The organism is Streptomyces sp. NPDC000134 (genome assembly GCF_042899225.1).
Classification (GTDB): Bacteria; Actinomycetota; Actinomycetes; order Streptomycetales; family Streptomycetaceae; genus Streptomyces.
On record NZ_JBIAZN010000005.1, the window covers coordinates 268,749 to 294,899 of the forward strand.

General features: G+C 73.7%; 24 protein-coding genes, 1 tRNA gene and 1 pseudogene. 13 read left to right on the forward strand and 13 right to left on the reverse strand.

The annotated features are described in order from the left end of the window. Positions 1–6 precede the first annotated feature (6 nt). The 3 genes from ACFY32_RS10070 to ACFY32_RS10080 all read left to right on the forward strand — a co-directional run bounded on the left by ACFY32_RS10070 (position 7) and on the right by ACFY32_RS10080 (position 3,580). On the forward strand, positions 7–1,623 hold the full coding sequence (locus tag ACFY32_RS10070; protein ID WP_359202226.1) for a glycerol-3-phosphate dehydrogenase/oxidase: 1,617 nt from the start codon (positions 7–9) through the stop codon (positions 1,621–1,623). A 169-nt stretch (positions 1,624–1,792) separates the two neighbouring features. After that, entirely contained in the window at positions 1,793–2,464 is a 672-nt protein-coding gene (locus ACFY32_RS10075) for a FadR/GntR family transcriptional regulator (RefSeq protein WP_359202224.1), read from the forward strand. Between the two features lie 132 nt (positions 2,465–2,596). Beyond that, on the forward strand, positions 2,597–3,580 hold the full coding sequence (locus tag ACFY32_RS10080; protein ID WP_390673863.1) for a PAC2 family protein: 984 nt from the start codon (positions 2,597–2,599) through the stop codon (positions 3,578–3,580). A 404-nt stretch (positions 3,581–3,984) separates the two neighbouring features. On the opposite strand, the gene mshC is transcribed toward ACFY32_RS10080, so the two are convergent. From mshC to ACFY32_RS10100, 4 genes are all read right to left on the reverse strand, one after another. Then, a complete protein-coding gene (mshC, locus tag ACFY32_RS10085) occupies positions 3,985–5,214 on the reverse strand; it encodes a cysteine--1-D-myo-inosityl 2-amino-2-deoxy-alpha-D-glucopyranoside ligase (RefSeq protein WP_390673864.1) in 1,230 nt (409 codons plus the stop codon). Positions 5,215–5,307: 93 nt separating this feature from the next. Next, complete coding sequence (locus tag ACFY32_RS10090) at positions 5,308–6,123, reverse strand: SCO1664 family protein (RefSeq protein ID WP_390673865.1); 816 nt, start codon at positions 6,121–6,123, stop codon at positions 5,308–5,310. Then, entirely contained in the window at positions 6,087–6,677 is a 591-nt protein-coding gene (locus ACFY32_RS10095; RefSeq protein ID WP_190206286.1) for a DUF3090 domain-containing protein, read from the reverse strand. Before ACFY32_RS10095 ends, ACFY32_RS10090 begins: the two co-directional genes overlap by 37 nt. Before the next feature lie 67 nt (positions 6,678–6,744). Continuing rightward, the gene (locus tag ACFY32_RS10100; protein ID WP_359202215.1) at positions 6,745–7,431 is read right to left on the reverse strand and encodes a histidine phosphatase family protein; all 687 of its coding nucleotides are present in this window, start codon (positions 7,429–7,431) and stop codon (positions 6,745–6,747) included. 61 nt (positions 7,432–7,492) lie between these two features. Between ACFY32_RS10100 and corA the strand changes: the two genes are divergently transcribed. Next, entirely contained in the window at positions 7,493–8,488 is a 996-nt protein-coding gene (gene corA, locus ACFY32_RS10105) for a magnesium/cobalt transporter CorA (RefSeq protein WP_359202213.1), read from the forward strand. A gap of 6 nt (positions 8,489–8,494) precedes the next feature. Here corA and ACFY32_RS10110 read toward each other — a convergent pair whose 3' ends face one another. Then, positions 8,495–9,283, reverse strand: coding sequence for a ferritin-like domain-containing protein (locus ACFY32_RS10110; protein ID WP_359202211.1), 789 nt, complete (start codon positions 9,281–9,283; stop codon positions 8,495–8,497). Positions 9,284–9,497: 214 nt separating this feature from the next. Beyond that, positions 9,498–10,553, reverse strand: coding sequence for an LLM class F420-dependent oxidoreductase (locus ACFY32_RS10115; RefSeq protein WP_359202209.1), 1,056 nt, complete (start codon positions 10,551–10,553; stop codon positions 9,498–9,500). Positions 10,554–10,666: 113 nt separating this feature from the next. Between ACFY32_RS10115 and ACFY32_RS10120 the strand changes: the two are divergent. Together ACFY32_RS10120 and ACFY32_RS10125 are read left to right on the forward strand one after the other, a co-directional pair. After that, positions 10,667–11,648: pseudogene (locus tag ACFY32_RS10120) on the forward strand (aldo/keto reductase). After that, positions 11,645–13,945, forward strand: coding sequence for a helix-hairpin-helix domain-containing protein (locus ACFY32_RS10125; RefSeq protein WP_390673866.1), 2,301 nt, complete (start codon positions 11,645–11,647; stop codon positions 13,943–13,945). Before ACFY32_RS10120 ends, ACFY32_RS10125 begins: the two are co-directional and overlap by 4 nt. A 70-nt stretch (positions 13,946–14,015) precedes the next feature. Here the strand turns inward: ACFY32_RS10125 and ACFY32_RS10130 are convergent, their stop codons facing one another. Further along, positions 14,016–14,759 (reverse strand): hypothetical protein, encoded by a 744-nt coding sequence (locus tag ACFY32_RS10130; protein ID WP_359202203.1) that lies wholly within the window; start codon positions 14,757–14,759, stop codon positions 14,016–14,018. 47 nt (positions 14,760–14,806) lie between these two features. Between ACFY32_RS10130 and ACFY32_RS10135 the strand changes: the two genes are divergently transcribed. Then, positions 14,807–14,995 carry a DUF5703 family protein gene (locus tag ACFY32_RS10135; protein ID WP_359202201.1) on the forward strand — a complete coding sequence of 63 codons (189 nt, stop codon included), beginning with the start codon at positions 14,807–14,809 and terminating at the stop codon, positions 14,993–14,995. Positions 14,996–15,070: 75 nt separating this feature from the next. Here the strand turns inward: ACFY32_RS10135 and ACFY32_RS10140 are convergent, their stop codons facing one another. From ACFY32_RS10140 to ACFY32_RS10150, 3 genes are all read right to left on the reverse strand, one after another. Further along, positions 15,071–15,928 (reverse strand): chaplin, encoded by an 858-nt coding sequence (locus ACFY32_RS10140; RefSeq protein ID WP_390673867.1) that lies wholly within the window; start codon positions 15,926–15,928, stop codon positions 15,071–15,073. A 148-nt stretch (positions 15,929–16,076) separates the two neighbouring features. After that, a complete protein-coding gene (gene chpH, locus ACFY32_RS10145) occupies positions 16,077–16,310 on the reverse strand; it encodes a chaplin ChpH (RefSeq protein WP_359202197.1) in 234 nt (77 codons plus the stop codon). 159 nt (positions 16,311–16,469) lie between these two features. Then, complete coding sequence (locus ACFY32_RS10150) at positions 16,470–17,795, reverse strand: M20/M25/M40 family metallo-hydrolase (protein ID WP_359202195.1); 1,326 nt, start codon at positions 17,793–17,795, stop codon at positions 16,470–16,472. A 187-nt stretch (positions 17,796–17,982) separates the two neighbouring features. On the opposite strand from ACFY32_RS10150, the gene ACFY32_RS10155 reads away from it, so the two are divergent. Continuing rightward, a tRNA-Leu gene (locus tag ACFY32_RS10155) sits at positions 17,983–18,067 on the forward strand. A 77-nt stretch (positions 18,068–18,144) separates the two neighbouring features. Then, the gene (locus ACFY32_RS10160; RefSeq protein ID WP_390673868.1) at positions 18,145–18,519 is read left to right on the forward strand and encodes a YchJ family protein; all 375 of its coding nucleotides are present in this window, start codon (positions 18,145–18,147) and stop codon (positions 18,517–18,519) included. Between the two features lie 19 nt (positions 18,520–18,538). On the opposite strand, the gene ACFY32_RS10165 is transcribed toward ACFY32_RS10160, so the two are convergent. Then, positions 18,539–19,240 (reverse strand): FCD domain-containing protein, encoded by a 702-nt coding sequence (locus ACFY32_RS10165; protein ID WP_359202191.1) that lies wholly within the window; start codon positions 19,238–19,240, stop codon positions 18,539–18,541. A 137-nt stretch (positions 19,241–19,377) separates the two neighbouring features. Here ACFY32_RS10165 and ACFY32_RS10170 point away from each other — a divergent pair, with 137 nt between their 5' ends. The 3 genes from ACFY32_RS10170 to ACFY32_RS10180 all read left to right on the forward strand — a co-directional run bounded on the left by ACFY32_RS10170 (position 19,378) and on the right by ACFY32_RS10180 (position 22,478). Continuing rightward, positions 19,378–19,902, forward strand: coding sequence for a gluconokinase (locus tag ACFY32_RS10170; RefSeq protein ID WP_390673869.1), 525 nt, complete (start codon positions 19,378–19,380; stop codon positions 19,900–19,902). 51 nt (positions 19,903–19,953) lie between these two features. Beyond that, complete coding sequence (locus tag ACFY32_RS10175; protein WP_390673870.1) at positions 19,954–21,351, forward strand: GntP family permease; 1,398 nt, start codon at positions 19,954–19,956, stop codon at positions 21,349–21,351. Between the two features lie 83 nt (positions 21,352–21,434). Further along, positions 21,435–22,478, forward strand: coding sequence for a hypothetical protein (locus ACFY32_RS10180; RefSeq protein WP_390673871.1), 1,044 nt, complete (start codon positions 21,435–21,437; stop codon positions 22,476–22,478). A gap of 1 nt (position 22,479) precedes the next feature. Here the strand turns inward: ACFY32_RS10180 and ACFY32_RS10185 are convergent, their stop codons facing one another. Further along, complete coding sequence (locus ACFY32_RS10185) at positions 22,480–24,024, reverse strand: APC family permease (RefSeq protein ID WP_390673872.1); 1,545 nt, start codon at positions 24,022–24,024, stop codon at positions 22,480–22,482. Positions 24,025–24,127: 103 nt separating this feature from the next. Beyond that, positions 24,128–25,078, reverse strand: a complete 951-nt coding sequence (locus ACFY32_RS10190; RefSeq protein ID WP_390673873.1) for a hypothetical protein — start codon at positions 25,076–25,078, stop codon at positions 24,128–24,130. Between the two features lie 247 nt (positions 25,079–25,325). On the opposite strand from ACFY32_RS10190, the gene ACFY32_RS10195 reads away from it, so the two are divergent. Then, positions 25,326–25,835, forward strand: coding sequence for an NUDIX hydrolase (locus ACFY32_RS10195; protein ID WP_390673874.1), 510 nt, complete (start codon positions 25,326–25,328; stop codon positions 25,833–25,835). The last annotated feature ends 316 nt before the right edge of the window (positions 25,836–26,151 follow it).

A 26,151-nucleotide genomic window follows, 5' to 3' on the forward strand; every position in this document is an offset into this window, starting at 1 on the left:
ACCGCAATGACCACTGAGTCCACCCTGACGTCCGTACCTGCCCTGGGGACGCACCCGGCCTCCGGCTCCAACCCGAGCCGGGCCGAGACCCGGGAGCAGCTCGCCAAGGCGTCGTACGACCTTCTCGTCATCGGCGGCGGCATCCTGGGCATCTCCACGGCCTGGCACGCCGCGCAGTCCGGCCTCAGGGTGGCCCTGGTCGACGCCGGTGACTTCGCCGGCGCCACCTCCTCCGCCTCCTCCAAGCTGCTCCACGGCGGACTGCGCTACCTCCAGACCGGCGCGGTGAAGCTGGTGGCGGAGAACCACTTCGAGCGCCGTGCGGTCTCCCGCCAGGTCGCCCCCCACCTGGCGAACCCGCTCACCTTCTACCTCCCCGTCTACAAGGGCGGCCCGCACGGCGCGGCGAAGCTCGGCGCCGGTGTCCTCGCGTACTCGGCGCTGTCCGCCTTCGGGGACGGCGTCGGCCACCTGCTCTCCCCCGCCCGCGCCCAGCAGGACGTGCCCGAGCTGCGCACCGAGAACCTCAAGGCCGTGGCCGTGTACGGCGACGACCAGATGAACGACGCCCGGATGGCCCTGATGACCGTCCGCGCGGCCGTCGAGGCGGGCGCGGTCGTCCTCAACCACGCCGAGGTGACCGGCCTGCGCTTCACCCGGGGCCGGGTGACCGGCGCCGAGCTGCGGGACCGGCTCTCCGGCGACGAGTTCGGTGTCGGCGCCCGCCTGGTGCTCAACGCCACCGGCCCCTGGGTCGACCACCTGCGCCGGATGGAGGACCCGGGCGCGGCCCCGTCCATCCGCCTCTCCAAGGGCGCGCACCTGGTGCTCAAGCGCACCTCGCCCTGGAAGGCCGCGCTCGCCACCCCGATCGACAAGTACCGGATCACCTTCGCCCTCCCCTGGGAGGACATGCTGCTGCTCGGCACCACCGACGAGGAGTACGAGGGCGACCCGGCGGACGTCGCCGTCAACGACAAGGACATAGCCCAGATCCTGGACGAGGCCGCGTTCTCCGTCCGGGACCAGCAGCTCGACCGGGACCTGATCACGTACGCCTTCGCGGGCCTGCGGGTGCTGCCGGGCGGCCCCGGCGACACCGCGAAGGCCAAGCGGGAGACGGTCGTCACCGAGGGCCGGGGCGGGATGCTGTCCGTCGCGGGCGGCAAGTGGACCACCTTCCGCCACATCGGCCGTACGGTGATGAAGAAGCTGGAGGCGCTGCCGGGCCACCCGCTGGGCGACGACTTCGAGCCGATCGCCTCGCTGCCGCGCAAGCTGCCGCTGCCCGGCGTCGCCAACCCCCGCGCGGTCGCCCACCGGCTGCTGGCCGACGGCCCGGCGCCCGGCCCGCGGATGGCCGCCGACACCGCCAGGCACCTGGCCACCCACTACGGCTCGCTGGCCTTCGACATCGCGCGGCTGGCCAACGAGCGCCCGGAGCTGGCCGAGCGCGTCCACCCGGACGCCCCGGAGATCTGGGCGCAGGTCGTCTGGGCCCGGGACCACGAGTGGGCCGAGACCCCGGACGACGTGCTGCGCCGCCGCACCACGCTGACCATCCGGGGCCTGGCCACGGACGAGGTCCGCGCCAAGGTCCAGGACCTGCTGGACAAGAAGTAACCCCACGGGCCCACGGCCCCTGGGCCCCTTTCGCGCCCGCTTCCGGCCCGTCCCCGGTCCACCGCCCCCGGTGGGTCCGGGGCGGTCCGGGGCAGCCCGGCGGCACCCCCATAATGGCCTGATACATCGGATGTCTGAGCGGCATCCGCGCGAGGCAGGGAGGCCGACCGTGGCAGTCACCGACGAGGCGATCGAGAAGATCAAGGGCATGATCGTCTCCGGCGCGCTGCGGCCCGGCGACCGGCTGCCCAAGGAGAGCGAGCTGGCCGGTGAACTCGGCCTGTCCCGCAACTCCCTGCGGGAGGCCGTCCGGGCCCTGTCGCTCATCCGCATCCTGGACGTGCGCCAGGGCGACGGCACCTACGTCACCAGCCTGGACCCGCAGCTCCTGCTGGAGGCGCTCAGCTTCGTGGTCGACTTCCACCGCGACGACACGGTCCTGGAGTTCCTCGCCGTACGCCGCATCCTGGAGCCGGCCGCGACCGCGATGGCGGCCGGCCGGATCGGCGAGGCGGAGCTGGACGCGCTGGACGCCCAGTTGGACGCGCTGGGCGCGCAACCGTCGGTGGAGACGCTGGTCGCCTGCGACCTGGAGTTCCACCGGGGCATCGTGCGCGGCTCCGGCAACACGGTGCTCTGCTCCCTGCTCGACGGGCTGTCCGGGCCCACCACCCGGGCCCGGGTCTGGCGCGGTCTGACCCAGGAGGACGCGGTCGGCCGCACCCTGCGCGAGCACCGGGCGATCCTCGCCGCGCTGCGCGACCGGGACGCGGAGGCGGCCCGGTCGTGGGCGACCGTGCACATCGCGTCGGTGGAGCAGTGGCTGCGCTCGACCCTGTGAGTCCCCGGGTGTTCGAGTGCGGGGAACGGGGCAGTGATCCGTTCACTCCCCCGCGCAAGGGGGTCGCGGGCGCCCCCGCGGCACGCCGTAAGGTTGGGACGTACGCGAGGGCACGTCGGAAGGAGGCGCTGGGTGATCGAGCTGGAGGGGGTTCCCGAGCTGATCGACCCAGTCATGGTGGCCGCGTTCGAAGGCTGGAACGACGCCGGCGACGCCGCCTCCACCGCGGTCGCGCACCTGGACCGGGAGTGGAAGGGCGAGGTCTTCGCGGCGCTGGACGCCGAGGACTACTACGACTTCCAGGTCAACCGGCCCACGGTGTTCATCGAGGCCGGCGTCCGCAAGATCACGTGGCCGACGACCCGGTTGTCGGTGGTCCGGGTCGGTGGTGAGAAGCCGCGCGACCTGGTGCTGGTGCGCGGCATCGAGCCGTCGATGCGCTGGCGCTCGTTCTGCAACGAGCTGCTGGGCTTCGCCCACGAGCTGGGCGTGGAGCTGGTGGTCATCCTGGGCGCCCTGCTCGGCGACACCCCGCACACCCGCCCGGTGCCGATCAGCGGGACCACCTCGGACGCGGACCTGGCCCGCCGGATGGACCTGGAGGAGACCAAGTACGAGGGCCCCACCGGCATCGTCGGCATCCTCCAGGAAGCCTGTGCGCACGCGGGCGTACCGGCGGTGTCGCTGTGGGCGGCGGTGCCGCACTACGTGTCGCAGCCGCCGAACCCCAAGGCCACGCTGGCCCTGCTGAACCGGCTGGAGGACCTGATCGACGTGCGCATCCCGCTGGGCGAGCTGCCCGAGGACGCGCGGGCCTGGCAGGTGGGCGTCGATCAGTTGGCCGCCGAGGACAGCGAGGTCGCCGAGTACGTCCAGACGCTGGAGGAGGCCCGGGACACCGCGGAGCTGCCGGAGGCGTCGGGCGAGGCGATCGCGCGGGAGTTCGAGCGGTATCTGCGCCGCCGGGACGGGGCCGGACCGGGCGGGCACGCCACGGCGGACGGCGGCGACGCCTCGCCCGGACCGCCGTTCCTGCGGGGCGAGCCGGGCGGCCGTTCGCGTCCGCCGAAGCCGCCGAAGACAGGCGGCGACGACGAGGAGTCGTCGGAGGAGTGACCCCGGCGGGGGCGCGTTCCACAGGGAGCGCGCCCCCGCCGCCGTGCCGGCCCGGGGCCGCCGTTCCCGGGCCCGGCGCCGCCGTGGCCGCCGCCCGGCGCGGCCGTCGGATGCGGTCCACGGCCACCGCGTCGCAGTCGGTGTCGGGCTGCGGCGGGTCCATGTCGAAGCGGGCGGCGGGCAGGTGCAGCCGGTCACCCCAGGCCGCCACCGTCGTCGGGACGCGGAACCGCGGGTCGGCGACCGCGTATCTCGCCGCTGTCGCCGCCGCCGGCGAAGAGCCTGCCGGGCCGGCCGTCGTCCGGCCGGCCGTCTGCGGAGGATCACAGCCCCGCACACGGGCGGGGCCTCCGCGGCGGTTGCGCGCGAAGGCCCCCCTGTCACTCGGTCCCGGCCGGTCCCGGTTACAGGGCGACGCCCAGCAGCGCGTCGACGGCGCGGGAGACGACTCCGGGGGCGCCGGGGTCCGTACCGCCGGTCTCCTGCTGGCGCGCGGCCCAGCGGTCGACCGCGGCGAGCGCGGCCGGGGAGTCCAGGTCGTTCGCGAGGGCCTCGCGGATCTCCTCGACGAGCGCCTCGGCGGGCGGGCCGTCGGGCCGGGAGACGGCGGCCCGCCAGCGCTCCAGGCGGGCCACGGCGTCCCGCAGCACCTGGTCGGTCCACTCCCAGTCGGAGCGGTAGTGGTGGGCCAGGAGGGTCAGCCGGATGGCGGCCGGGTCGACGCCGTCGCGCCGCAACCGGGAGACGAAGACCAGGTTGCCCTTGGACTTGGACATCTTCTCGCCGTGCAGGGCGACCATGCCGGCGTGGACGTACGCCTTGGCCATGGGGAACTCGCCGGTGAGGACCTGGGCGTGCGAGGCGCCCATCTCGTGGTGCGGGAAGGCGAGGTCGGAGCCGCCGCCCTGGACGTCGAAGCCCATGCCGAGGTGGTCCAGGGCGATGGCGACGCACTCGATGTGCCAGCCGGGCCGGCCGCGGCCCAGCGAGCCGCCGTCCCAGCTCGGCTCGCCCTCGCGGGCCGCCATCCACAGCATCGGGTCGAGGGGGTTCTTCTTGCCCGGACGGTCCGGGTCGCCGCCGCGCTCGGCGGAGAGCAGCTTCATCGCGGCGGCGTCGAGGTGGGACACCTCGCCGAAGTGCGGGTCGCACTCGACGGAGAAGTAGACGTCGCCGTCCAGCTCGTAGGCGGCGCCCGCGTCCCGGAGCCGCTCGACCAGCGGGACGATCCCGGGTATGGCCTCCACGGCGCCTATGTAGTGCCGCGGCGGGAGCATCCTGAGCGCGGTCATGTCCTCGCGGAAGAGGGCGGTCTCCTGCTCCGCGAGGGCGGTCCAGTCGACGCCGTCGCGCTGGGCCCGCTCCAGGAGGGGGTCGTCGACGTCGGTGACGTTCTGGACGTAGTGGACCTGCCGCTTGGTGTCGAGCCACACGCGCTGCACGAGGTCGAACGCGTTGTAGGTCGCCGCGTGTCCCATGTGGGTGGCGTCGTACGGGGTGATGCCGCAGACGTAGATACGGGCGACGGGACCGGGGTCGAGGGTCACCAGGCCCCCGGTCGCGGTGTCGTGAATCCTCAGGTCGCGGCCCTGACCGGGCAGGGCGGGGACCTCGGAAGCGGGCCAGGCATGCATGTCTTGAGCGTAACCGGACGGATGTTCCGTACACGAACCGGACCGGCCGGATGACCGGTTAGGCGCTCTTGCCGGTTGCGCGCGTCTGTGCTGCTAGACCGGAGGCCAGGGGATCGCCGGCCAGTCCCCGGTCGGTTCCGGATGGCGGCCCGAGGCGAGCAGCGCGGCCACCCGCGTGCGCGTGGCGTCGATCTCGGCGGGGGTGATCAGTTCCGCCAGTCGGGTCGCGAGGGCGGCGCCGTCCTCCAGGGCGTCCCGCAGGGCGCCGAGGACCTTCACGGCCTCGGGCGTGAGCGGCTCCCCCGCCCAGCCCCACAGCAGGGTGCGCAGCTTGTTCTCGGCGTGGAAGGAGACGCCGTGGTCGATGCCGTACAGGCGGTCCCCGGCGGGCAGCAGGTGTCCGCCCTTGCGGTCGGCGTTGTTGATCACGGCGTCCAGGACGGCGACGCGCCGCAGCTTCTCGTCGTCGGCGTGCACCAGCAGCGCGGTCCGGTCCTCGGCGACCTCGGCGAGCCCGATCGCCTTCCAGCCGGGCTCGGGCTCCTCGCCGTCCACCAGGGCGAGCAGTTCGGCGTCGGGCGTGGCCTCGATCCACAACTGGACCATGCCCTGGCCGTACGGCCCGTCGCGCAGCACGGTGGGCGGCACCAGGCCCCACCCGGTGGCCTCGGAGACCTGGTAGGCGGCCACCTCGCGCTGGGCGAGGGTGCCGTCGGGGAAGTCCCACAGGGGCCGCTCCCCGGCGACGGGCTTGTAGACGCAGGCGGCCTCCTGGCCGTCGTGGGAGACCGCGCAGTACAGGGCCGCGTTGGAGGCGTCGCGAATCCGGCCGCGTACGGTCAGCTCACCCCGGGTGAGCAGGTCGACGGCCGTCACGCTCCGCGGCGGTATCCGTTCTGGCGCGGACATACGTGTCCTTCCGGGTCGAGCGGGAGGCTGCACAGCGGGCACGGCGGCCGCCCGGCGTTGACGACGTCGAGGGCGCGCTTGGCGAAGGCCCTGGCCTGCGCGCCGGTGAGCCGGACCCGCAGCATCGGGGGGCCGTTCTCCTCGTCCTGGAGGAGTCGTTCCTCCGCCTCCGCGAGGTCCTCCTCGGAGTCGGCGTCCAGTTCGACCAGGGCCTGCGCCTCGACGATCATGCGCTGGTCCTCGCCGTCCCAGGCGAGCGCCATGGTGCCGACCCGGAACTCCTCCTCCACGGGGGTGTCCAGCGGGGCGGTGTCGGTGACCTCCGCGGGGGCCACGGCGGGCACGGCCGCGCTGCCGCCGCTGCGGCGGACCACCTCGTCCAGCAGCTCGTCCATGCGTTCGGCGAGCGCGGCGACCTGGGTCTTCTCCAGGGCCACGCTGGTCACCCGGGAGCCGGCGATGGCCTGGAGGAAGAACGTACGGCGTCCGGGCAGTCCGACCGTGCCGGCCACGAAGCGGTCCGGCTGGTCGTAGAGGAACACCTGACGGGACACGTCCTGTCTCCATTGCGAGTCGGGGGTGGGCGTTACCGGGACCGCTTCACCCTACTGCGGCCGACGATCACGGTGCGCCCGCGCCGCCCCCGACGGTGGCGTCGCCGCCGTGCGGCTCCTCGGGCGGGGCCAGGGAGGTGAGGTCGCCGGTGTCGCCGAGGCGGACCAGGAAGGGCCGCAGCCGGGTGTAGCGGATCGCGGTGACGGAGCACGGGTCCACGTGGATGCGCTGGAAGAGGTCGAGGTGGAGGCCGAGGGCGTCCGCCACCAGCGACTTGATGATGTCGCCGTGGGAGCACATCAGGTACACCGCGTCGGCGCCGTGGTCGCGCTCCACGCGTGCGTTCCACTCGCGTACCGCCTCGGCGGCGCGGGTCTGCATGGCGCGCATCGACTCGCCGCCGGGGAAGGCCGCCGCCGAGGGGTGCGCCTGGACGACCTGCATCAGCGGTTCGTCGTTCAGCTCGGCGAGCTTGCGGCCGGACCAGTCGCCGTAGTGGCACTCCCCGATCCGTTCGTCGGTGTGCACGCGCAGCGCGGGCCGGGCGTCCAGCAGTGGCCGGATCGTCTCCTGGCAGCGCTGCAGGGGGCTGGTGACCACCTCGGAGATCGGCAGCCCGGCGAGCCGCTCGGGCAGGGCGGCGGCCTGTGCGGCGCCGCGTTCGTCGAGGGCGACGCCGGGCGTCCAGCCGGCGAGCAGCCCTTCGGTGTTGGCGGTGGAACGTCCGTGCCTGACGAGGATCAGCGTGGGCATGCGCCAAGGGTAGGCGTAGCTGACCGGGCACCGGTGCTCGGGCGAGGGGAGAATGGGTTCGGTGATCGTGGACTGTGCCATCTACCGGGACGGACATCGTTCCGGCGGGCCGGAGGACCTCTCCGACGCGCTCGGCGAGGCCCGAGCGGCGGGCGGCTTCGTGTGGATCGGGCTGCACGAGCCCTCGGAGCAGGAGTTCGACCACGTCACCCGGGAGTTCGGGCTGCACCCACTGGCCGTCGAGGACGCCCTGAAGGCGCACCAGCGGCCCAAGCTGGAGGTGTACGAGGACTCGCTGTTCGTGGTGCTGAAGCCGGTGGTGTACGACGCGGAGCACGACACGGTGTCCTCCGGGGAGCTGATGATCTTCCTGGGCGACGGGTTCGCGGTGACCGTCCGGCACGGCGAAGGCGCTCCGCTGGGGACCGTGCGGCAGCGGCTGGAGAAGGAGCCCCATCTGCTCGGCGAGGGGCCCACCTCGGTGCTGTACGCGATCGCGGACGCCTGCGTCGACCACTATCTGGACGTGGCGACCGAGCTGGGCAACGACCTGGAGGAGCTGGAGGCGGAGGTGTTCTCGCCGGACGGCGGCGGCTCGCGGAACACGGCGTCCAGGATCTACAACTTCAAGCGGCAGATCCTGGAGTTCCGCCGGGCGACGGTGCCGATGATGCCGCCGCTGACCAGGCTGGCGGGCACCGGGGCGTTCGGCATGGCGGTGCCGTTCGTCAACGACGGGGCGCGGCCCTTCTTCCGGGACGTGCACGACCACCTCACGCGCGTGAACGAGTCGGTGGAGGGGCTGGACCGGCTGGTCTCGGACATCCTCTCGGCGCATCTGGCGCAGATGAGCGTCCGGCAGAACGACGACATGCGGAAGATTTCCGCGTGGGCGGCCATGGCCGCGGTCCCCACCATGATCGCGGGGATCTACGGCATGAACTTCGACCACATGCCCGAGCTGCACTGGGTGTGGTCGTATCCGGCGGTGATCGTCGTGATGGCCGCCCTGGAGGTGCTGCTGTTCCGCCTGTTCAAGCGCCGGGGCTGGCTGTAGCGGGGTTCAGGCGAACTCGGCCGCCGGGGCGGCGGGGCCGCCGAGGGCGTCGCGCCGCTCGGGCGTCCGCAGGGTCACCATGCGCCGCCAGCTTCCCAGCCGTTCGTAGGCGTACACCGCGTGGATGCCCGCCGCGAGCAGGGCCGACCTGGCCCGGGACCAGTGCAGGACCCGCCCCATGCGGGCCATGACCGCGAGGCTGACGTCCCGGTGGACGCGGATCTCGGTGAGCGCGCACGCGCGCAGCGTCCGCTGGATGTACCGGCCGTGTCCGGCGGCGGCGAAGCGGAGCAGTTCCTCGTGGCAGTACGCCAGGTGGTTGTCCTCGTCGCCGGCGATCATCCGGACCGCCCGGCCGATGTCCGGGTGGCCGGCGAAGTACTTGCGCAGCATCCCCATCTGGTCGGCCGCCCGCTGCTCGGTGACCCTGCTGTGCGCCAGGTACGTGATGACGTCCCGCACGGTGAGCGGCCGGTCGGCCCTGAGCCTGTCGTGGGCGAGGCCGATGCCGTGCCGTTCCAGGAGCATGGTGTAGTCGGTCTCCGGGGGCACCTCGACCGGCTCCAGGCCGCGCTTCTTGAGCAGGGCGTGGAAGATGCGTCCGTGCTTGTCCTCGTCGGCGCCGTGCCGGGCGATCTTCGGGGCCAGGGCGCGTTCGCTCTCGGGCACCAGGGCCGCGATCCGGCCGTTCTCCCAGCCGCCCTGGGACTCGCCGCCGGCGGCGATCGAGCAGAAGAGACGGAACGACTCGTCGTGGTCGAGGATCTCCTGGAACAGACTCCTGGCCGAAAGCATCACCGGTCACCTCTCTGCCTCTGCGGTCCGCAAGGAGAGAGTCAAGTCCCGGACGCTGGGTCCGGCAACAGGTGCGTCGGCCGACTGCGCCAGAAGGCGGACGGCGGGGCCGGCCCGAGCGTAACCACGCCCGCGTGACGGCGTTGTTCCCCGTGACGGCCGTGGCGGGGAAGACTCCCGAGCCCCCACCACGGCCGTGAAAGACTTCCCGCCGCTACGCCACTCCGGCGCGCTCCAGGGCCTCGGTGCCGGCCCGCAGCGAGGCGATCCGCTCCTCCAGGGTGAAGCCGGAGGGGGCCAGGGTCAGGGTGGTGACGCCGGCCGCGGCGTAGGCCCGCATCCGGTCCGCGATGCGGTCCACGGAGCCCAGCAGCGTGGTCCGGTCGATCAGGTCGTGCGGTACGGCGGCGGCGGCGCCCTGCTTGTCGCCGGCCAGGTACTTGTCCTGGATCTCGGCGGCCTCCTTCTCGTACCCCATGCGCTGGGCGAGCCGGTTGTAGAAGTTCTGCTTGCGGCTGCCCATGCCGCCGACGTAGAGCGCGGTGTACGGGCGGAAGGTGTCGGCGAGGGCGGGGACGTCCTTGTCGTCGCCGACGGCCAGCGGCACGGTCGGGCAGACGTCGAAGCCGTCGAGGGTCTTGCCGGCCTTCTCGCGTCCGGCGCGCAGCGGCCGGATCGCGGTCTCCTCCAGGTGCTCGGCCGAGGGGAAGATCAGCAGGGCGCCGTCGGCGATCTCGCCGGTCTGCTCCAGGTTCTTCGGGCCGATCGCCGCGATGTAGAGCGGGATGTGCTCGCGCTGCGGGTGCACGGTCAGCTTGATCGGCTTGCCGGGGCCGCCGGGCAGCGGCAGCGTCCAGTGCTCGCCCTCGTAGGACAGGCGTTCGCGGGTCATCGCCTTGCGGACGATCTCGACGTACTCGCGGGTGCGGGTGAGGGGCTTGTCGAACTTCACGCCGTACCAGCCCTCGGAGACCTGCGGGCCGGAGACGCCGAGGCCGAGGCGGAACCGGCCGCCCGAGAGGGAGTCCAGGGTCGCGGCGGTCATCGCGGTCATCGCGGGCTGGCGGGCCGGGATCTGGAAGATCGCCGAGCCCACGTCGATCCGCTCGGTCTGCGCCGCGACCCAGGAGAGCACCGTGGCGGCGTCCGAGCCGTACGCCTCGGCGGCCCAGCAGACGGCGTACCCGAGGCGGTCGGCCTCCCGGGCGACGGCGAGATTGTCCGCGTCCATTCCCGCGCCCCAGTAGCCGAGGTTGATCCCGAGCTGCATGGCCGATTCCCCTTACCGATCAGTAACGTCCCTGGTGCACCGACCTTAGCGCGGTGGAACCGGTTGTCCACAGGCCCCCACGGGGGAAGACCTGGCCAGTAATCTCGGCGTTCATGGAGCAGAGGCATCTCGGCCGCACCGGCCTGCGCGTGTCCCGCATCGGTCTCGGCACCCTGACCTGGGGCCGCGACACCGACGAGCACGACGCGGCGGACCTCTTGAAGACCTTCTGGGAGGCGGGCGGCACGCTCGTCGACACCGCGGACGTGTACGGCGACGGGGAGGCCGAATACCTGCTGGGGCGGCTGATGGAGGGCCTGGTGCCGCGCCGGGACCTGGTGATCTCCACCAAGGCGGGCAGCGTGCCCGACCCGGACCGGCGGTTCGACGGCTCGCGCGCCCATCTGCTCTCCGCGCTGGACGCCTCCCTCGCCCGGCTGGGCACGGACCACGTCGACGTCTGGCACATCCACGCCTACGACCCGCATACCCCGCTGGAGGAGACCCTGCACGCCCTCGACCTGGCGGTGAGCAGCGGGCGCGCCCGGTACGCCGGGGTGTCCAACTTCTGCGGCTGGCAGTTGGCCAAGGCGGCGACCTGGCAGTTGGCGGCGCCGGGGGTGCGCACCCGGCTGGCGAGCACGCAGCTCGAGTACTCGCTGGTGCAGCGCGGGATAGAGCGGGAGGTGCTGCCGGCCGCGCTCGACCTGGGCATCGGGCTGCTGCCGTCCTCGCCGCTGGGGCGGGGGGTGCTGACGGGCAAGTACCGGGGCGGGGCGACGCCGGGCGACTCGCGGGGGGCCTCGGAGCACATGGCGCCGTTCGTCGCTCCCTGACGACGCGGCGAGCCGGATCGTGGACGCGGTGGCCACGGCGGCGGACGGGCTGGCGGTGACCCCGCTCCAGGTCGCGCTGGCCTGGGTGCGGGACCGGCCCGGGGTGGTCGCGCCGGTCGTCGGCGCGCGCAACGCGCGGCAGCTCACGGCGGCGTTGTCAGTGGAGGCGCTTAGTCTTCCTGACGAGATCTGCCGGGCCCTGGACGATGTGTCGGAGCCCGTGCACCGCTATCCCGATCACGACTGGAGCACGCTGTGAGCACGGAACCCGAGCCCACCGAGGAGGCCACGGCCGCCCCCGAACCGGCGACGCCGGGGACCCCGGAGCACGGGGGGTCGCCCGCCGGGGAGCGCGGTGGGGCGGGGGACGGGGCGGCGGCCGAGGATGACGGCACGGCGGGCGACGGCGGTACGGCGGGCGCGAGCGGTACGGCGGACGCGAGCGGTACGGCGGACGCGAGCGGTACGGCGGACGAAGGCGGTGCGGGTGTCGGTGCCGGTGTGGGCAAGGAGTTGTCCGAGGCCGAGGCCGAGTTGCTGGCGCAGCAGGTGGAGCGGGAGCGGATCGAGCGGCGGAAGGCGGAGAAGAAGGGGCCGGTGGCCGCCGGGACCAAGCTCAGCGGGACCGCGGCCGAGCTGCTGGCGGCCGTCCGCGCCGTGGAGAGCGGGGAGAAGCCGCCGGCCACGGTCTTCGCCGAGCCCCGGCCGGCCCCGCGCCGCCCGGCGCCCGAGCCGGTACGACGGCCGGCGCCGGCGCCGGACCGCTCGGCGGGCGCTCCCCCGGCCCCCGCGCCGGAGGCCGTGCAGGCCGTGCGGGCCGTCCTGACCGCGGGCGGCGCCCCCGAGACGCTCGCGCCACAGGTCGTCGCGGCGCTCGGCGAGGGCGCGGACGAGGCCCTGCGCGCCGACCCCTGGCAACTGCTGCGGGTCGCCGGGGTCCGCCCCGAGCAGGCGGACGGTTTCGCGCGGGCGCTGCTCGGCGCGGAGTGCGGCCCGGACGACGAGCGGCGGGGGCGCGCGGTCACCGTCTGGCTCCTGGAGCAGGCCGCGCTGGCCGGGCACACGGCCCTGGAGCTGCCGAGGCTCACCGACACGCTCGCCCAGCGCGGTGTGCCGGACCCCGACGCCGCCGTACAGAGCGCGCTGGCGGAGGGCGAGGCCCTGGCCTTCCAGGACGCCCTGGAGGAGACCGGCGCCCCGGCCCGGCGCGCACCGGTGGCCGAGGACGGGGGCGACGACGAGGACGGCGGCGAGGAGGAGCGGCCGGTCCGGGTGCTGGTCGGCCTGGAGCGGTACGCGCTTGCCGAGGAGAGCCTCGCCGACGGCCTGGCCAGGCTGGCGAACTCGGTGCCGAAGCAGGACGGCTCCACCGCCGACTGGGAGGGCGCCGCCGCCTCGGCGGAGGGTTCCGCCGCCGACCTGTTCCGCGCGGTGGCCGGTCACGGCCTGGTCCTGCACACCGGCGGCGAGGCGTCCCTGGCCGAACCGGCGGCCCTGCTGTCCGCCGCGCCCGGCCTCGGCCTGCGCGCCTGGGCCGCCTCCCCGAGCCCGGCCGGACGCGCCCGCTTCGCCGGCCTGCTGGGTCCGGGGTCCGCACAGGCGCCGGTCGTCACCGTCGCCGGGCTGCTGGCCGGGACGGAGGGGCCGGGACGGGACCCGGACGGCGCCCTCGACCTGGACCTGCTCATCGTGTTCGACGCACCCCAACTGGACGTGGAGTCGGCGGCCCTGCTGGCGGAGTCCCTGGCGGACGGGGCGCGGCTGGTTCTGGCCGGCGATCCGGCGGTGCTGTGGTCCGTGGGCCCCGGGCGGGTCTTCGCGGACCTGCTGGCGGCCCGGATCTGTCCGCAGGTCGCCTCCCGCCGGCCGGACCCCGGCCCGCTGGGCGAGCTGGTCTCCGGGATCGGCATCGGCGAGCTGACCCAGGTCGAGGCGCCGGGCAAGGAGGTCGTGATCGTGCCGGTGCGGGACCCGGGCGAGGCCGTGCACCGCACCGTGCAGCTCGTCGCGGACTCGGTGCCCCGCGCGATCGGCGTGCCCGCCGAGGAGACCCAGGTGATCACCCCGGGGCACGGCGGCGCGGTCGGCACCCGCGCGCTCAACGCAGCGCTGAAGGAGCGGCTCAACCCCGGCCCCGGCCGCTTCGGCGGCTTCGACCCCGGCGACCGGGTCGCCTACTCCCCCGTACCGGGCCGTACGCTGCCGGGCCGGGTGGTGGGGGCCGACGCGGAGGGGCTGCGGCTGTCCTGCGCGGGCGGAACCGTGGTCGTACCGAAGGAGCGGGTGGCCGGTTCGGTGCGGCACGGGTGGGCGCTGACCGCGCACCAGGCGGCCGGCGGCCGGTGGCCCGCGGTGGTCGTGGTGCTGCCCGGCGACGCGGTGCGGGCGCTCAGCCGGCCCTGGGTCTACACGGCGTTCGGGCGGGCGGCACGCCATCTGTCCGTGGTGCAGGGCGTGGAGCAGGCGCTGCCGCGGGCTGTGGCGGAGGTCACGGCCAAGCCGCGGACGACCCGGCTGCCGGTGCTGCTCGCCCCGCAGGCGCCGGCGGAGGGCTGAGGACGGCGACGGCGGTGGCCCGGGGAGGTGTCTCCCCCGGCCACCGCCGTCCTGCCGGGCGCCGTCCGCTCTAGCGGTCGGCGTCCAGTGGCTCCAGATCCTCCTCGTCGTCGTCCACGAGTTCCTCGTCCAGGTCGGTGTCGAGGTCGTCGTCCCGCCCGGTGTGCACCGGGTCGCCGAGGTCATCGTCGTCGTCGAGGCCGTGGCCGATGTCGTCGAAGACCGCGCTGACGTCGAACCGGCACACCACCCGCTGGGGGTCGGCCTGTTCGAACGGCGCCTCCAGCCACTCACCGGCCTCGGGGGGCTCGTCGGCGGCGGTCACCCACAGCGTGGAGTCGCCCTCCTCCAGGCCGAACTCCTTGTGCCGGGAGGCGATCTCGTCCGGTTCGAACTCGCCGAACAGGATGCCGAGCGCCCCGTGGACGGTGCTCGCGGTGTCCACGGCCGGGCCCTCGTCGTCGTCAGCCGCCGCCACCCGCCGGGCCTGCGCCAGCAGCCGCTGGGGCTCCGCCACGGCGTAGTCGCGGCGGATCAGCACGCTCAGCGCGTTCGGTTCCTCGGGCCCCGTGTACGGCGGCATCGTGTCCTCCGCGCCGGGGATCTCGAAGGGGGTGACCTCGTCGTAACGGTCGTAGAGCAGCTCGTCGTACGCCTCGGCGGCAGCGGCCAGGTGGTTGAACGCGTCGTAGACGGCCGGGTCGTCCTCACCCGACCGTTGCTCGACCGCGGCCAGGTGGCGGTCGAGCGCGGTCTTGACCGCCTCGGCGGCGGCGCGTACCTCGGCAGCGGTGGGCTGCACAGCATCAGACATACTGCAGACGCTATCCGTACCGGGCCCCAGACCGCACAATAGATGCGATGCCGGAATACGAATTTGTCGACGTGCACCTGCCGCGCGGGGTCTCCCGCAAGGAGACCACACGTCTGCTGACCGACCACGCCGAGTACGGACACTGGGAGTTGTACCGCCTGAGCCTGTTGCGCGACGGCAGCCGCAGGGTGCGGTTGCGTCGGCGGATCATCCGACAGGTGCGCGCCACCTGGTGAACCGGGACGGACCGCAGGCCACGGAGACGGAGCGGGCCCCGCCGGGGCGGGGGCCGCTCCGCTCGCGCGGGGGTGTCAGGCCGAGGCGCGGGCCCTGCGGTAGAGCACCGCACCGGCGAGCACCGCGCCGGCCGCGGCCGGGAGGGCGAGGCCCAGCGGCAGGTCGCTGCCGGTCTGCGCGAGCTGCACGCTCTCACGGGGCCGGCTGACGGACTGGGCGCCGGGCCCGTGGGGCTGCCCGTCGTCCGAGCCGGGCGGGGTGCCGGGCCGCTCCGGGGTTTCGGGAGCGCCGGGCTCACCAGGCTGACCGGGTTCACCAGGCTCCCCGGGTTCACCGGGCTCACCGGGCTGGCCCGGTTCTCCGGGCTCTCCCGGCTCACCGGGGTGACCGGGCTCACCCGGCTCGCCCGGGTGTTCCGGCTCCCCGCCCGGTGGGTTCGTGTGGTGGTGGCCGCCGTTGGCGCAGTCGTTGCCCGTCGAGGCGTTGCCGACGCCGATGACGTCGACGCTGTTGCCGCAGACGTTGACCGGCGCGTCCACCGGTACCTGGACGTGGTTGCCGGAGGCGACGCCCGGCGAGTCGGTGGCGTGGCCGGCGGCGTCCGAGCCGCCGCCTCCCGCCCCGTGGCCGCCGTAGCCGCCGTGGCCGCCGTAGCCGCCGTGGTCGCCGTAGCCGCCGGAGCCGCCGCCCCGGTTGGCGCAGGTGTTGCCGACCGAGGGGTTGAGGACGCCGACGACGTCGACCGTGTTGCCGCAGAGGTTGACCGGCACGTGCACCGGCGCCTGCACCGTGTTGCCGGAGAGTACGCCGGGCGAGCCCGTGGCGGAGCCGTGCGCCCCGGCGTCCGTGGCGTGGGCGGTGCCGCCCGCGGCGGCGAGCACACCGGTGGCGGCGGCCATCGTCATCAGACCCTTGCGGGTGACCTGTCGCATGTAGTGAATCCCCTGTCTTCGACCTTGTGCCGACGAAAGTCTTGGTATTTCGCGCTGTCGCAGTTCCGAAAGGCCGGTCGGCCCCGGAGCGCATGGCACGCGCTCCGGGGCCGACGGGCTCAAGCCCTCACGGGGCGAGGCACAGACGTCACTTGTTGACGCAGGTGTTGCCGAAGGCGGGGTTCAGCAGCCCGATCACGTTGACCGTGTTGCCGCAGACGTTGACCGGCACGTGCACGGGCACCTGTACGACGTTGCCGGACGCGACGCCCGGGGAGTGGGCGGCGACGCCCTGGGCGCCCGAGTCGGCGACGGCCAGTCCCGCACCGGCGAGAACGAGACCACCGGTGGCGGCGGCAGCGGCGACGACCTTCTTGAACATTTATTCCTCCTAGTTGGCAAGCGCGATCCCAAAATGCGGATCACATGACCAGTAACGAGGAGGGAGTAATGGGGCTACGAGCTTATGGTCGCATTCACCCTTCCCGGTCGGACCCCGTACGTCCGAACGATTAAAGGAGTGTCGTTTCAGTGGCCCAAATCAGGACGCATCGATGAAGCGGTCGAGGACGCGCACGCCGAACTTCAGGCCGTCGACCGGGACCCGCTCGTCCACGCCGTGGAACATGCCCGCGAAGTCCAGCTCCGGCGGCAGCTTCAGCGGCGCGAAGCCGAAGCCCCGGATGCCCAGGTCGTCGAAGGACTTGGCGTCGGTGCCGCCGGAGAGCATGTAGGGGATGGCCTTGGCGGCCGGGTCCTCCGCGATCAGCGCGGACTGCATGGCGTCCACCAGCGCCCCGTCGAAGGTGGTCTCGACGGCCTTGTCGGCGTGCACGTCCTCGCGGCGCACCTTCGGGCCGAGGATGCGGTCGAGGTCGGCGAGGAACTCCTCCTCGTGACCGGGCAGGAACCGTCCGTCGATGTGCGCGGTGGCCTCGCCGGGAATGACGTTGACCTTGTAACCGGCGCCGAGCTGGGTGGGGTTGGCGGTGTTGCTCAGGGTCGCGCCGATCAGCTTGGCGATGCCGCCGAGCCTGGCGAGGGTCCCCTCCATGTTCTCCGGGTCCAGCTCGGTGCCGAGCGCGTCGCCGAGTTCGTCCAGGAAGGCCCGGGTCGTCTTGGTGACGCGGACGGGGAACTCGTGCCGGCCGAGGCGGGCGACGGCCTCGGACAGTTCGGTGATGGCGTTGTCGCGGTGGATCATCGAGCCGTGCCCGGCGGTGCCGGCCACGGTCAGCTTCATCCAGTGCATGCCCTTCTCGGCGGTCTGGATCAGGTAGAGCCGGCGCTGCTCGCTCACGGTGAAGGAGAAGCCGCCCACCTCACTGATCGCCTCGGTGACGCCCTCGAAGAGGTCGGGGTGCTGGTCGACGAGGTACCGGGCGCCGTACGTGCCGCCCGCCTCCTCGTCGGCGAGGAAGGCGAGGACGATGTCGCGGGGCGGCTTGCGTCCGCTGCGCAGCCGGTCGCGGACGACCGCGAGGGTCATCGCGTCCATGTCCTTCATGTCGACGGCGCCGCGGCCCCACACGCACCCGTCGGCGACCTCGCCGGAGAAGGGGTGGTGGGTCCAGTCGTCCGCGTTGGCCGGAACGACGTCGGTGTGGCCGTGGATGAGCAGCGCGGGCCGGGTCGGGTCCGCGCCCTCGATGCGGGCCACCGTGGAGGCGCGGCCCGGGTGGGACTCGAAGATCCGCGGCTCCAGGCCCACCTCGGCGAGCTTCTCGGCGACGTACTCCGCCGCCTTGCGCTCGCCCGGTCCCGAGTGGTCGCCGTAGTTGCTGGTGTCGATCCGGATCAGCTCGCGGCAGAGGTCCACGACCTCGTCCTCGCCGGTGACGCTCCTGGTCGTGCCCGTCTCGCTCACGTGCTTCCTCCCGCTGTCACTGCTGGTGGGTCCCCCTCATCCTCCCTCTCCGCGAGGGCGACCCCCAAGACCGGTCCCGGCCCGTCACACGCCGTTCACACCGGATCGGGGGGTGATCGGACACCCCGGAAAGCCTGGTAATGTTTACGTCGTCGCCGCGGGCAACGTCCCGTGCGGCAGACACCTTGTCCGGGTGGCGGAATGGCAGACGCGCTAGCTTGAGGTGCTAGTGCCCTTTATCGGGCGTGGGGGTTCAAGTCCCCCCTCGGACACATCGGATGCGAGGGCCGTGACCGCGAGGTCACGGCCCTCGCGCGTTGACTCACCGAGCTGTCGCGGAGGGGTGGCCATGACCACGCGTTCCTGCCCGTGCGGGCTGCCCGAGCCGTACGAGAAGTGCTGCGGCCGCTTCCTCTCCGGTGCGGCGGCGGCGCCGACGGCCGAGGCGCTGATGCGGTCCCGCTACACGGCGTTCGTGCGGCGGGACCCGGTGTATCTGCTGCGGACCTGGCACCCGCGGACGCGGCCGGCCCGGCTGGACCTCGATCCGGGGACGCGCTGGAGCGGGCTGGAGATCCTGGACACCGCCGACGGCTCGGCGTTCCACTCCACCGGCACGGTGACCTTCCGCGCCTCGTACCGGGGCGGGTCGCTGCACGAGCGCAGCCGCTTCCAGCGGGTGGACGGGGCGTGGGTGTACGTGGACGGGGAGTTCCTCGCCTGACCTCGCTCGACCCGCCCGACTAGGGCGCGAGGATGTCCAGTTCGTGCAGGGCGCCGACGGTGATCTCGCGGGTGAGCCGTTCGGCGCGCTCGGCGTCGCGGGCGCGGACCGCCTCGGCGACGCGGACGTGCAGGGTGACGGCGGCCGGGTCGGGGTCCTCGAACATCACGTCGTGCTGGGTGCGGCCGGTGAGCACCTCGGCGACCACGTCGCCGAGGCGGGCGAACATCTCGTTGCCCGAGGCGTTGAGGATGACGCGGTGGAAGGCCACGTCGTGGAAGAGGTACCGCTCCAGCCTGTGACCACTGGAGTTGGCGACCATCCCCAGGGCGCACTCGGTGAGTTCGGCGCACTGCTCGTGGGTGGCGTTCCGCGCGGCGAGGCCGGCCGCCACCGGTTCCACCGCCGAGCGCAGCACGGTCAGCGAGCGCAGTTGGCGCGGCCGGTCGGCGCCGGCCAGGCGCCAGCGGATGACCTGGGGGTCGTAGACGTTCCAGTCGCGCTCGGGCAGGACGGTGACGCCCACCCGGCGGCGTGAGGCGACCAGGTGCATGGACTCAAGGACGCGGACGGCCTCGCGCATCACGGAGCGCGACACCTCGAAACGCTGGGCGAGTTCGTCGGTGCGCAGAACGCTGCCCGCGGGGTACTCACCCGCGGTGATCGCGGGGCCGAGGGTGTCCAGTACGCGGCCGTGCAGCCCCCTGCCCGGTGTGCTCATGCACTCAGCGTACGGGGCGGATCACGGGATGAAAAAGTCAGACTTATATGTCACACCCTCTTGAATTCGTCGTACCTAATGCGTTTCAGTTGCGTCTACATCACGTGTCGACGAAGACAGCAGACAGCGAGAGCACGATGCAGCAACCGCAGACCTCCCATGTCGTCGTGGTCATGGGCGTGGCGGGCACCGGGAAGACCACGATCGGTCCCCTGCTCGCGGCCCGGCTCGGCGTTCCCTACGCCGAGGGCGACGACTTCCATCCGCCGGCCAACATCGCCAAGATGACCGCCGGCACGCCCCTCACCGACGACGACCGATGGCCCTGGCTGGACGCCATCGGCGCCTGGGCGCACGGGCGGGCGGGGCTCGGCGGGGTGGTCAGCAGCTCGGCGCTGAAGCGGTCCTACCGCGACCGGCTGCGGGCCGCCGCGCCCGGTATCGTCTTCGTCCATCTCACGGGCAGCCGCGAGCTGATCGAGGACCGGATGTCCCACCGGCAGGGCCACTTCATGCCGACCGCCCTGCTCGACTCCCAGTTCGCCACGCTCCAGCCCCTCCAGCCCGGCGAGGCCGGTGTCGCGGTGGACGTCTCCGGCTCCCCGGAGGAGATCACCGAACGGGCGGCGTACGCCCTGCGGACCCTCCCCGACCCCGCGTAACCCCTTTCACGCGCCCCTCCCCCGCATCCCCATCACCGCAAGGAAAACACCGTGACCAGACTCAGCGTCGAGATGCTGGCAGCGGACACCGTCGAGCCGATCACCTCGGCCGGTCATGCCCAGTTGGGCATCGCCGTGCTGTTGGGCATCGCCGTCATCGTTCTGCTCATCACCAAGTTCAAGCTGCACGCCTTCCTGGCGCTGACCATCGGCTCACTGGCGCTCGGCGCGTTCGCCGGGGCGCCCCTGGACAAGGTCATCACCAGCTTCACCGCCGGACTCGGCTCCACCGTGGCCGGCGTGGGCGTGCTGATCGCCCTGGGCGCGATCCTCGGCAAGATGCTCGCCGACTCCGGCGGCGCCGACCAGATCGTGGACACCATCCTCGGCCGGGCGAGCAAGCGCTCGATGCCGTGGACGATGGTGCTGATCGCCTCCGTGATCGGGCTGCCGCTCTTCTTCGAGGTCGGCATCGTGCTGCTGATCCCGGTGGTGCTGATGGTCGCCAAGCGCGGCAACTACTCCCTGATGCGCATCGGCATCCCGGCGCTGGCCGGTCTCTCCGTGATGCACGGCCTGGTGCCGCCGCATCCCGGTCCGCTGGTCGCGATCGACGCGCTGGGCGCCAACCTCGGTGTGACGCTGGCGCTCGGCGTGCTGGTCGCGGTCCCGACGGTGATCATCGCCGGCCCGCTGTTCTCCAGGTACGCCGCCCGCTGGGTGGACGTGCCCGCCCCGGACCGGATGATCCCGCAGCGCGCCTCCGAGGAACTGGAGCGGCGTCCCGGGTTCGGCGCCACGCTGGCCACCATCCTGCTGCCGGTCGTCCTGATGCTGGCCAAGGCCCTCGTCGACATCATCGTCGACGACTCGGACGCCCTGGTGCAGCGCACCTTCGACGTCATCGGCAACCCGCTGATCGCCCTGCTCGCCGCCGTGATCGTGGGCATCTTCACGCTGCTGCGGCCCGCCGGGTTCGCCAAGGACCGCGTCTCGGGCCTGGTGGAGAAGGGGCTCGCGCCGATCGCGGGCATCCTGCTGATCGTCGGCGCGGGCGGCGGCTTCAAGCAGACGCTGATCGACTCCGGCGTGGGCAGGATGATCCTGGAGATCTCCGAGGACTGGTCGATCCCGGCGCTGCTGCTGGCCTGGCTGATCGCGGTGGCGATCCGGCTGGCGACCGGTTCGGCGACCGTGGCGACGGTCTCGGCGGCCGGTCTGGTCGCGCCGCTGGCCGCCGACATGTCGACCACCCACACGGCCCTGCTGGTCCTGGCGGTCGGCGCCGGCTCGCTGTTCTTCAGCCATGTCAACGACGCCGGTTTCTGGCTGGTGAAGGAGTACTTCGGCCTGAACGTCGGCCAGACCGTCAAGACCTGGTCGGTGATGGAGACGATCATCTCGGTGGTCGCCGGGGCCCTGGTGCTGCTCCTGTCGCTGATCATCTAGCGGGACTTCCCCCGCGGGGCGCGCTTCCGGATGATGGGAGCGCGCCCTTTCCATGTCCGGGGGTGTTCACGACGGGGGGCGTCATGGGGGTTTCGCTCGGCACGCGGATCACGGGGCTGTGCCTGGCCGGCACGCTGGCGGTGATCGCGGCCTCCTGCGCCGGTGACCCGAGCGGGCCGCCACCGTACGTCGCGCTGCCCAGCGTCCCGGGCGGAGCGGCGGACGGCGGCCCGGCCGGCGGGCCGCCCGGCACGGTGGCCGCGCCCCGGCCCGTCCCCTCCTGGCGGGCGGACGGCGCCCCCGGCCCCGTCGCCACCCCCCGGCCGCCCGCCCCGACCCGCGCTCCCGCCTCCCCCCGCCGCGCCCCGGCCGGCCCGTCCCCCGCGGCCAGCCCGGCGCCGAGCGGTGAACCCCGGCCGCCGACCGCCCCCGCCTGGCTGCCGCCGGGCCCGGTCTCGCCGGACACCGACGCGCTCCCCGACCCGCAGAGCGCGTACGACCGGCTGCGCTCCCCCGAGCGGTGCGGCGAGGTCCGCGACACCCTCGCGAACACGCCGCCGACCGGCGAGTGGCGGGTGCTGCGCGGCCTGGCCGAGGGCTGCCTCGCCGTCCAGGGCCGCGGCGGCGACTGGGAGGCGGCGGCCCGGGAGCACGCGGCGCTGGCGGGACGGCTGGACACCTGCAAGGGCCGGGCCGCGTACGCGGTCCTCGACGGGCTGCTGCGCTTCCACCGGCGCCACCCGGGGGCCACCGCGCGGCTCGCCGCGCCCTCCGGCGGCGGGACGGCGTGCGCGTACGGCATCACCGGGGCGGACGCGGGCGAGGACGGGACGGTCCGGCCGGGCGAGACGGTCCGCGTCCACCTGCGCGGCGCCTACTTCGACCCCGCCGAACTGCCGCGCGACGGCGGCGTGTCCGTCGGCGGGGTGCCGGTGCCGGGTCCGCCGGTCGTGGCGGCCCGGTCCGGCGACCGGCTGACGCTCGCCGTCCTGGTCCCGGCGCTGCCGGCGGACCCGGCCGCGCCGGTCGACGTGCGGGTCCGCCTCGGGGCGGCGGAGGCGGTGCTGGAGGGGGCGTTCCGGATCGCCGGGGTGGCGTCCCCGCAGCCTTCCCCGGCCGCGTCCTGAGTCACTCCGGGCGGCTCGACGCGGCGTTGTCCAGCCGGAACGCCTCGTTGCCCAGGCCGATCCGGGCGTGCCGTTCGGGGGCGCGGGAGCGCAGCAGCAGGCCCTGGACCAGGCCGGCGACGAGCGCGAGGCCGATGACGCCGGGCAGGACCCAGCTCAGCGACGAGCCGGGGCCGGCGCCGACCAGGACGTCGAAGTCCTTGACCGTGTAACCGGCGATCACCAGCAGGGCGAGGCCCGCGAGGGCGGACGCCGCCAGCCGGGCGCCCTGCGCGCGTCCGGCGCCCCGGCGGACGAAGAAGGCGACCACCGAGAAGGAGGCCGCCGCCATCAGCACGATCACGCCGAGGGCGCCGATGTTGCCGGCCCAGGTGAACAGGTGCAGGACCGGTTCGGTGGGGTCGCCGGCCGGGCGGTCGTCGGCGATCGCGAAGCCGACGACGACCAGCGCGGACACGGCCGTCTGGAGCACCGAGCCGGTGCCCGGGGCGCCGCTGGTGCCGCTGGTCCGCCCGAACGCGGCCGGCAGCAGCCCCTCGCGGCCCATGGCGAAGGCGTACCGGGCGACGACGTTGTGGAAGCTGAGCAGCGCCGCGAACATGCCGGTGACGAACAGCACGTGCAGGACGTCGGTGAAGGTGCCGCCGAGCCGTGACTCGGTGAGGGAGAACAGCAGCCCGGCGCTCTGCTCCCGGGCGGCGCCGACGATGTGCGCGGGGCCGGTGGCGACGGTCAGCGCCCAACTGCTGAGCGCGAAGAACACGGCGACGCCGCCGACCGCGAGGAACATCACGCGCGGCACCAGGACGTGGGGGCGGCTGGTCTCCTCGGCGTACACCGGCGCCTGTTCGAAGCCGAGGAAGGCGGCGATGCAGAAGCACAGGGCGGTGCCGACGCCCGCGCCGGTGAGGGTGTCGGGGTCGAAGGCGTGCAGGGACAGGCCCTGCGCGCCGGGGTCGGCGACGGCGGCGACGTCGAAGGCGACGACGAGGGCGACCTCGATCAGCAGCAGGACGCCCAGCACGCGTGCGTTGACGTCGATCTTCAGCCAGCCCAGCGCGCCGACGGCCAGCACGGCCGCCAGTGCCGGTATCCACCAGGCGATCTCCAGGTCGGCGTAGGTGGCGAGGAGACCGGAGACCTCGAAGCCGAAGATGCCGTAGATGCCGACCTGGAGGGCGTTGTAGGCGAGCAGCGCGACCAGCGCGGCGCTCGCGCCGGCGGTGCCGCCCAGGCCGCGGGAGATGTACGCGTAGAAGGCGCCCGCGTTGTGCACGTGCCGGCTCATCTCGGCGTACCCGACGCTGAACAGGACCAGCACCACGCCCAGCACGACGAAGAGCAGGGGCTGTCCGACGATGCCCATCACCGCGAACGTGGTGGGCATGACCCCGGCGACCACCATCAGGGGGGCGGTCGCGGCGAGGACGGAGAGCAGCAGGCCGCCGGTGCCCAGGCGGTCGGCACGCAGCGCCCGCTCCTCCCCCTTGAAGGTGCTGATGCGGTCGGGCGCGGACGTGGCCGTGCGCGAACTGTCCGTGGTCATCCAGGGCCGTCCTTCTCTCGTTGGCTGCGTGGGACTGCGATTGCCGTGCGGGTTGCCGTGCGGGTTGCCGTGCGGTGGCGGTGCGGAGGCCCGCGCGGTCGCCTCAGGCCGTGCCGAGGGCGGCGGCGCGGGCGGCGCGGAAGGCGGAGTACGGGTCGCGGTCGGGGTAGGACCACGGGGCCGGTGTGACGTGGTCGCCGATGCGGTGGAACAGGGCGGCGGCCTCGGCGCCGCGGCGGCCGCAGGACTTGGCGTGGGCGAGGTAGTTCAGGTCGATCAGGCGGCGCGGGTGGCCGTCCTGCTCCCACTCCAGCCACCAGTCGAACGCGGCCTTCATCACCTGCCGGGCGCGGCGGCCGGACCAGTGGCCCGAGGCGGCGGGGTCGGCGGGCTCGTGCCCGGCGGCGGCCAGTACGCGGTACCGCTCGGCGTGCGCGACGACCGGCAGCACGGCCAGCGGGGAGTCGGCGGGGGCCTGTTCGGCGGCCCAGTTGGCGAAGTCGTACACCTCGTGCAGCGGGTCGGAGCCGGTGTCGGCGCGGCGTTCGGCGAGGCGGGCGACCATCAGGTGGTGGGCGTGGTGGTGGTCGGCGTAGCGGGCGCGCACCTGCTCGTAGGCGCGGACGAGGTCCTCGTCGGTGCCGCGTGCGCGTTCCAGCATGAGGACGCCGAGCCAGGGGGTGGGGTCGGCGGGGACCTGCCGGGCGGCCTCCCGGCAGGCCGTCCGGGCGCGGTCCGGGTCCTCCTTGCCGTCGAGCGCCCGGCGTATCCGGGCCAGGGCGAGCAGCACGGTGGCGTCGGGGGAGCCGGGTTCGACGAGGAGCCACTCGCGGGTCCAGGCGGCGCAGGAGGGCTCCCGGGCGAGGACCGTGACGCGGTGGCCGCGGCGGTCCCAGTCGTCGCCGGTGCGGGCGAGCAGGGAGCGGGCGGACTGCCATCTGCCCTGCGCGAGCGCGGCGCGGGTGGCGGCGAGTTCCGCGTCGTCCAGGGCCTCGTCGAAGGACTGGGCCGCGGGTCTGCGGCCGCGGCCGAGGGGAGGCGGGGGTGGGGACACCGCGGGGACTTCCTCACGCGACGCGGGGTGTCGGTTGCCGGGTCTGGGTTGTGGGTGGTGGGTGGTGGGTGGTGACTGGCGGGTCGTGCGGGGTGGCTGGTGTTGCGGGGTGCCATGGGTTGGTCACGGACAGCAAAGCGGCAGCCAAGGGTTGGCGTCAAGAGCGAGAAGGGCGTTACACGCTTCAACTTCCGGTGTTTCTGGGGTAGTTGAGGAATGGAGTACTGGCGCTGCTTGGATGGTGCGCATGAGTGCTGCTGACGAGATTCTTGACGTCGTCGACGAGAACGACCGGGTGGTCGGGCGGGCGCCACGGGGTGAGGTGTACGCCCGGGGGCTGCGGCACCGGTGTGTGTTCGTGCAGGTCCGTGACGCGCACGGGCGGATCTTCGTGCACCGGCGGACGGCGGGGAAGCTGGTGTTCCCGTCCCTGTACGACATGTTCGTCGGCGGGGTGGTGGGGGCGGGCGAGTCCTACGACGACGCGGCGCTGCGGGAGGCGGAGGAGGAGTTGGGGGTCACGGGGTTGGGGCGGCCCCGGTTCCTGTTCAAGTTCCTGTACGACGGCGGGGGCGGGCGCACCTGGTGGTCGTCGGTGTACGAGGCGCGGTGGGAGGGTGCGGTGCGGCCGCAGGTGGAGGAGGTGGCGTGGTTCGACTTCCTGACGGAGGAGGAGGTGGGGCGGCGGCTCGGGGAGTGGGAGTGGGTGCCGGACGGGTTGGCGGCGTATGAGCGGTTGGGGGGGTATCGGGGGTGAGGTGACGTCGCGGGTTGGGCACGTGACCCGGCGTCGGGGGTTGGGCACGTGACCCGGCGTGGGGGGTTGGGCACGTGACCCGGCGTCGGGGTGCGTGGCCCGGCGATCGGCCTGAGGGCGGGTGGGTCGCGCGGCCCGGCGTTGGCGGGGTGCCGCCCGCGCCCACCCGTGCCGCCCCAGGCGGCACGACTGCCCGCGGTTGGGCGGGGTTGGGCGCCCGCCCGGGGTTGGGTGGGGCGGGTGGGCGCGGCCGGGTGGGGCGGGTGCGCGCGGCCCGGCGGGAGGGGTGGGTGTGCGGGTTGGCTGGGAGGGCCGG

Coding starts and splice junctions, on each gene's coding strand:
- ACFY32_RS10070 (WP_359202226.1), top strand. CDS start 7: ATGACCACTGAGTCCACCCTGACGTCCGTACCTGCCCTGGGGACGCAC.
- mshC (WP_390673864.1), bottom strand. CDS start 5,214: ATGCATGCCTGGCCCGCTTCCGAGGTCCCCGCCCTGCCCGGTCAGGGC.
- ACFY32_RS10090 (WP_390673865.1), bottom strand. CDS start 6,123: ATGTCCGCGCCAGAACGGATACCGCCGCGGAGCGTGACGGCCGTCGAC.
- ACFY32_RS10100 (WP_359202215.1), bottom strand. CDS start 7,431: ATGCCCACGCTGATCCTCGTCAGGCACGGACGTTCCACCGCCAACACC.
- ACFY32_RS10110 (WP_359202211.1), bottom strand. CDS start 9,283: ATGCTTTCGGCCAGGAGTCTGTTCCAGGAGATCCTCGACCACGACGAG.
- ACFY32_RS10115 (WP_359202209.1), bottom strand. CDS start 10,553: ATGCAGCTCGGGATCAACCTCGGCTACTGGGGCGCGGGAATGGACGCG.
- ACFY32_RS10130 (WP_359202203.1), bottom strand. CDS start 14,759: ATGTCTGATGCTGTGCAGCCCACCGCTGCCGAGGTACGCGCCGCCGCC.
- ACFY32_RS10135 (WP_359202201.1), top strand. CDS start 14,807: ATGCCGGAATACGAATTTGTCGACGTGCACCTGCCGCGCGGGGTCTCC.
- ACFY32_RS10140 (WP_390673867.1), bottom strand. CDS start 15,928: ATGCGACAGGTCACCCGCAAGGGTCTGATGACGATGGCCGCCGCCACC.
- chpH (WP_359202197.1), bottom strand. CDS start 16,310: ATGTTCAAGAAGGTCGTCGCCGCTGCCGCCGCCACCGGTGGTCTCGTT.
- ACFY32_RS10160 (WP_390673868.1), top strand. CDS start 18,145: ATGACCACGCGTTCCTGCCCGTGCGGGCTGCCCGAGCCGTACGAGAAG.
- ACFY32_RS10165 (WP_359202191.1), bottom strand. CDS start 19,240: ATGAGCACACCGGGCAGGGGGCTGCACGGCCGCGTACTGGACACCCTC.
- ACFY32_RS10170 (WP_390673869.1), top strand. CDS start 19,378: ATGCAGCAACCGCAGACCTCCCATGTCGTCGTGGTCATGGGCGTGGCG.
- ACFY32_RS10180 (WP_390673871.1), top strand. CDS start 21,435: ATGGGGGTTTCGCTCGGCACGCGGATCACGGGGCTGTGCCTGGCCGGC.
- ACFY32_RS10185 (WP_390673872.1), bottom strand. CDS start 24,024: ATGACCACGGACAGTTCGCGCACGGCCACGTCCGCGCCCGACCGCATC.
- ACFY32_RS10195 (WP_390673874.1), top strand. CDS start 25,326: ATGAGTGCTGCTGACGAGATTCTTGACGTCGTCGACGAGAACGACCGG.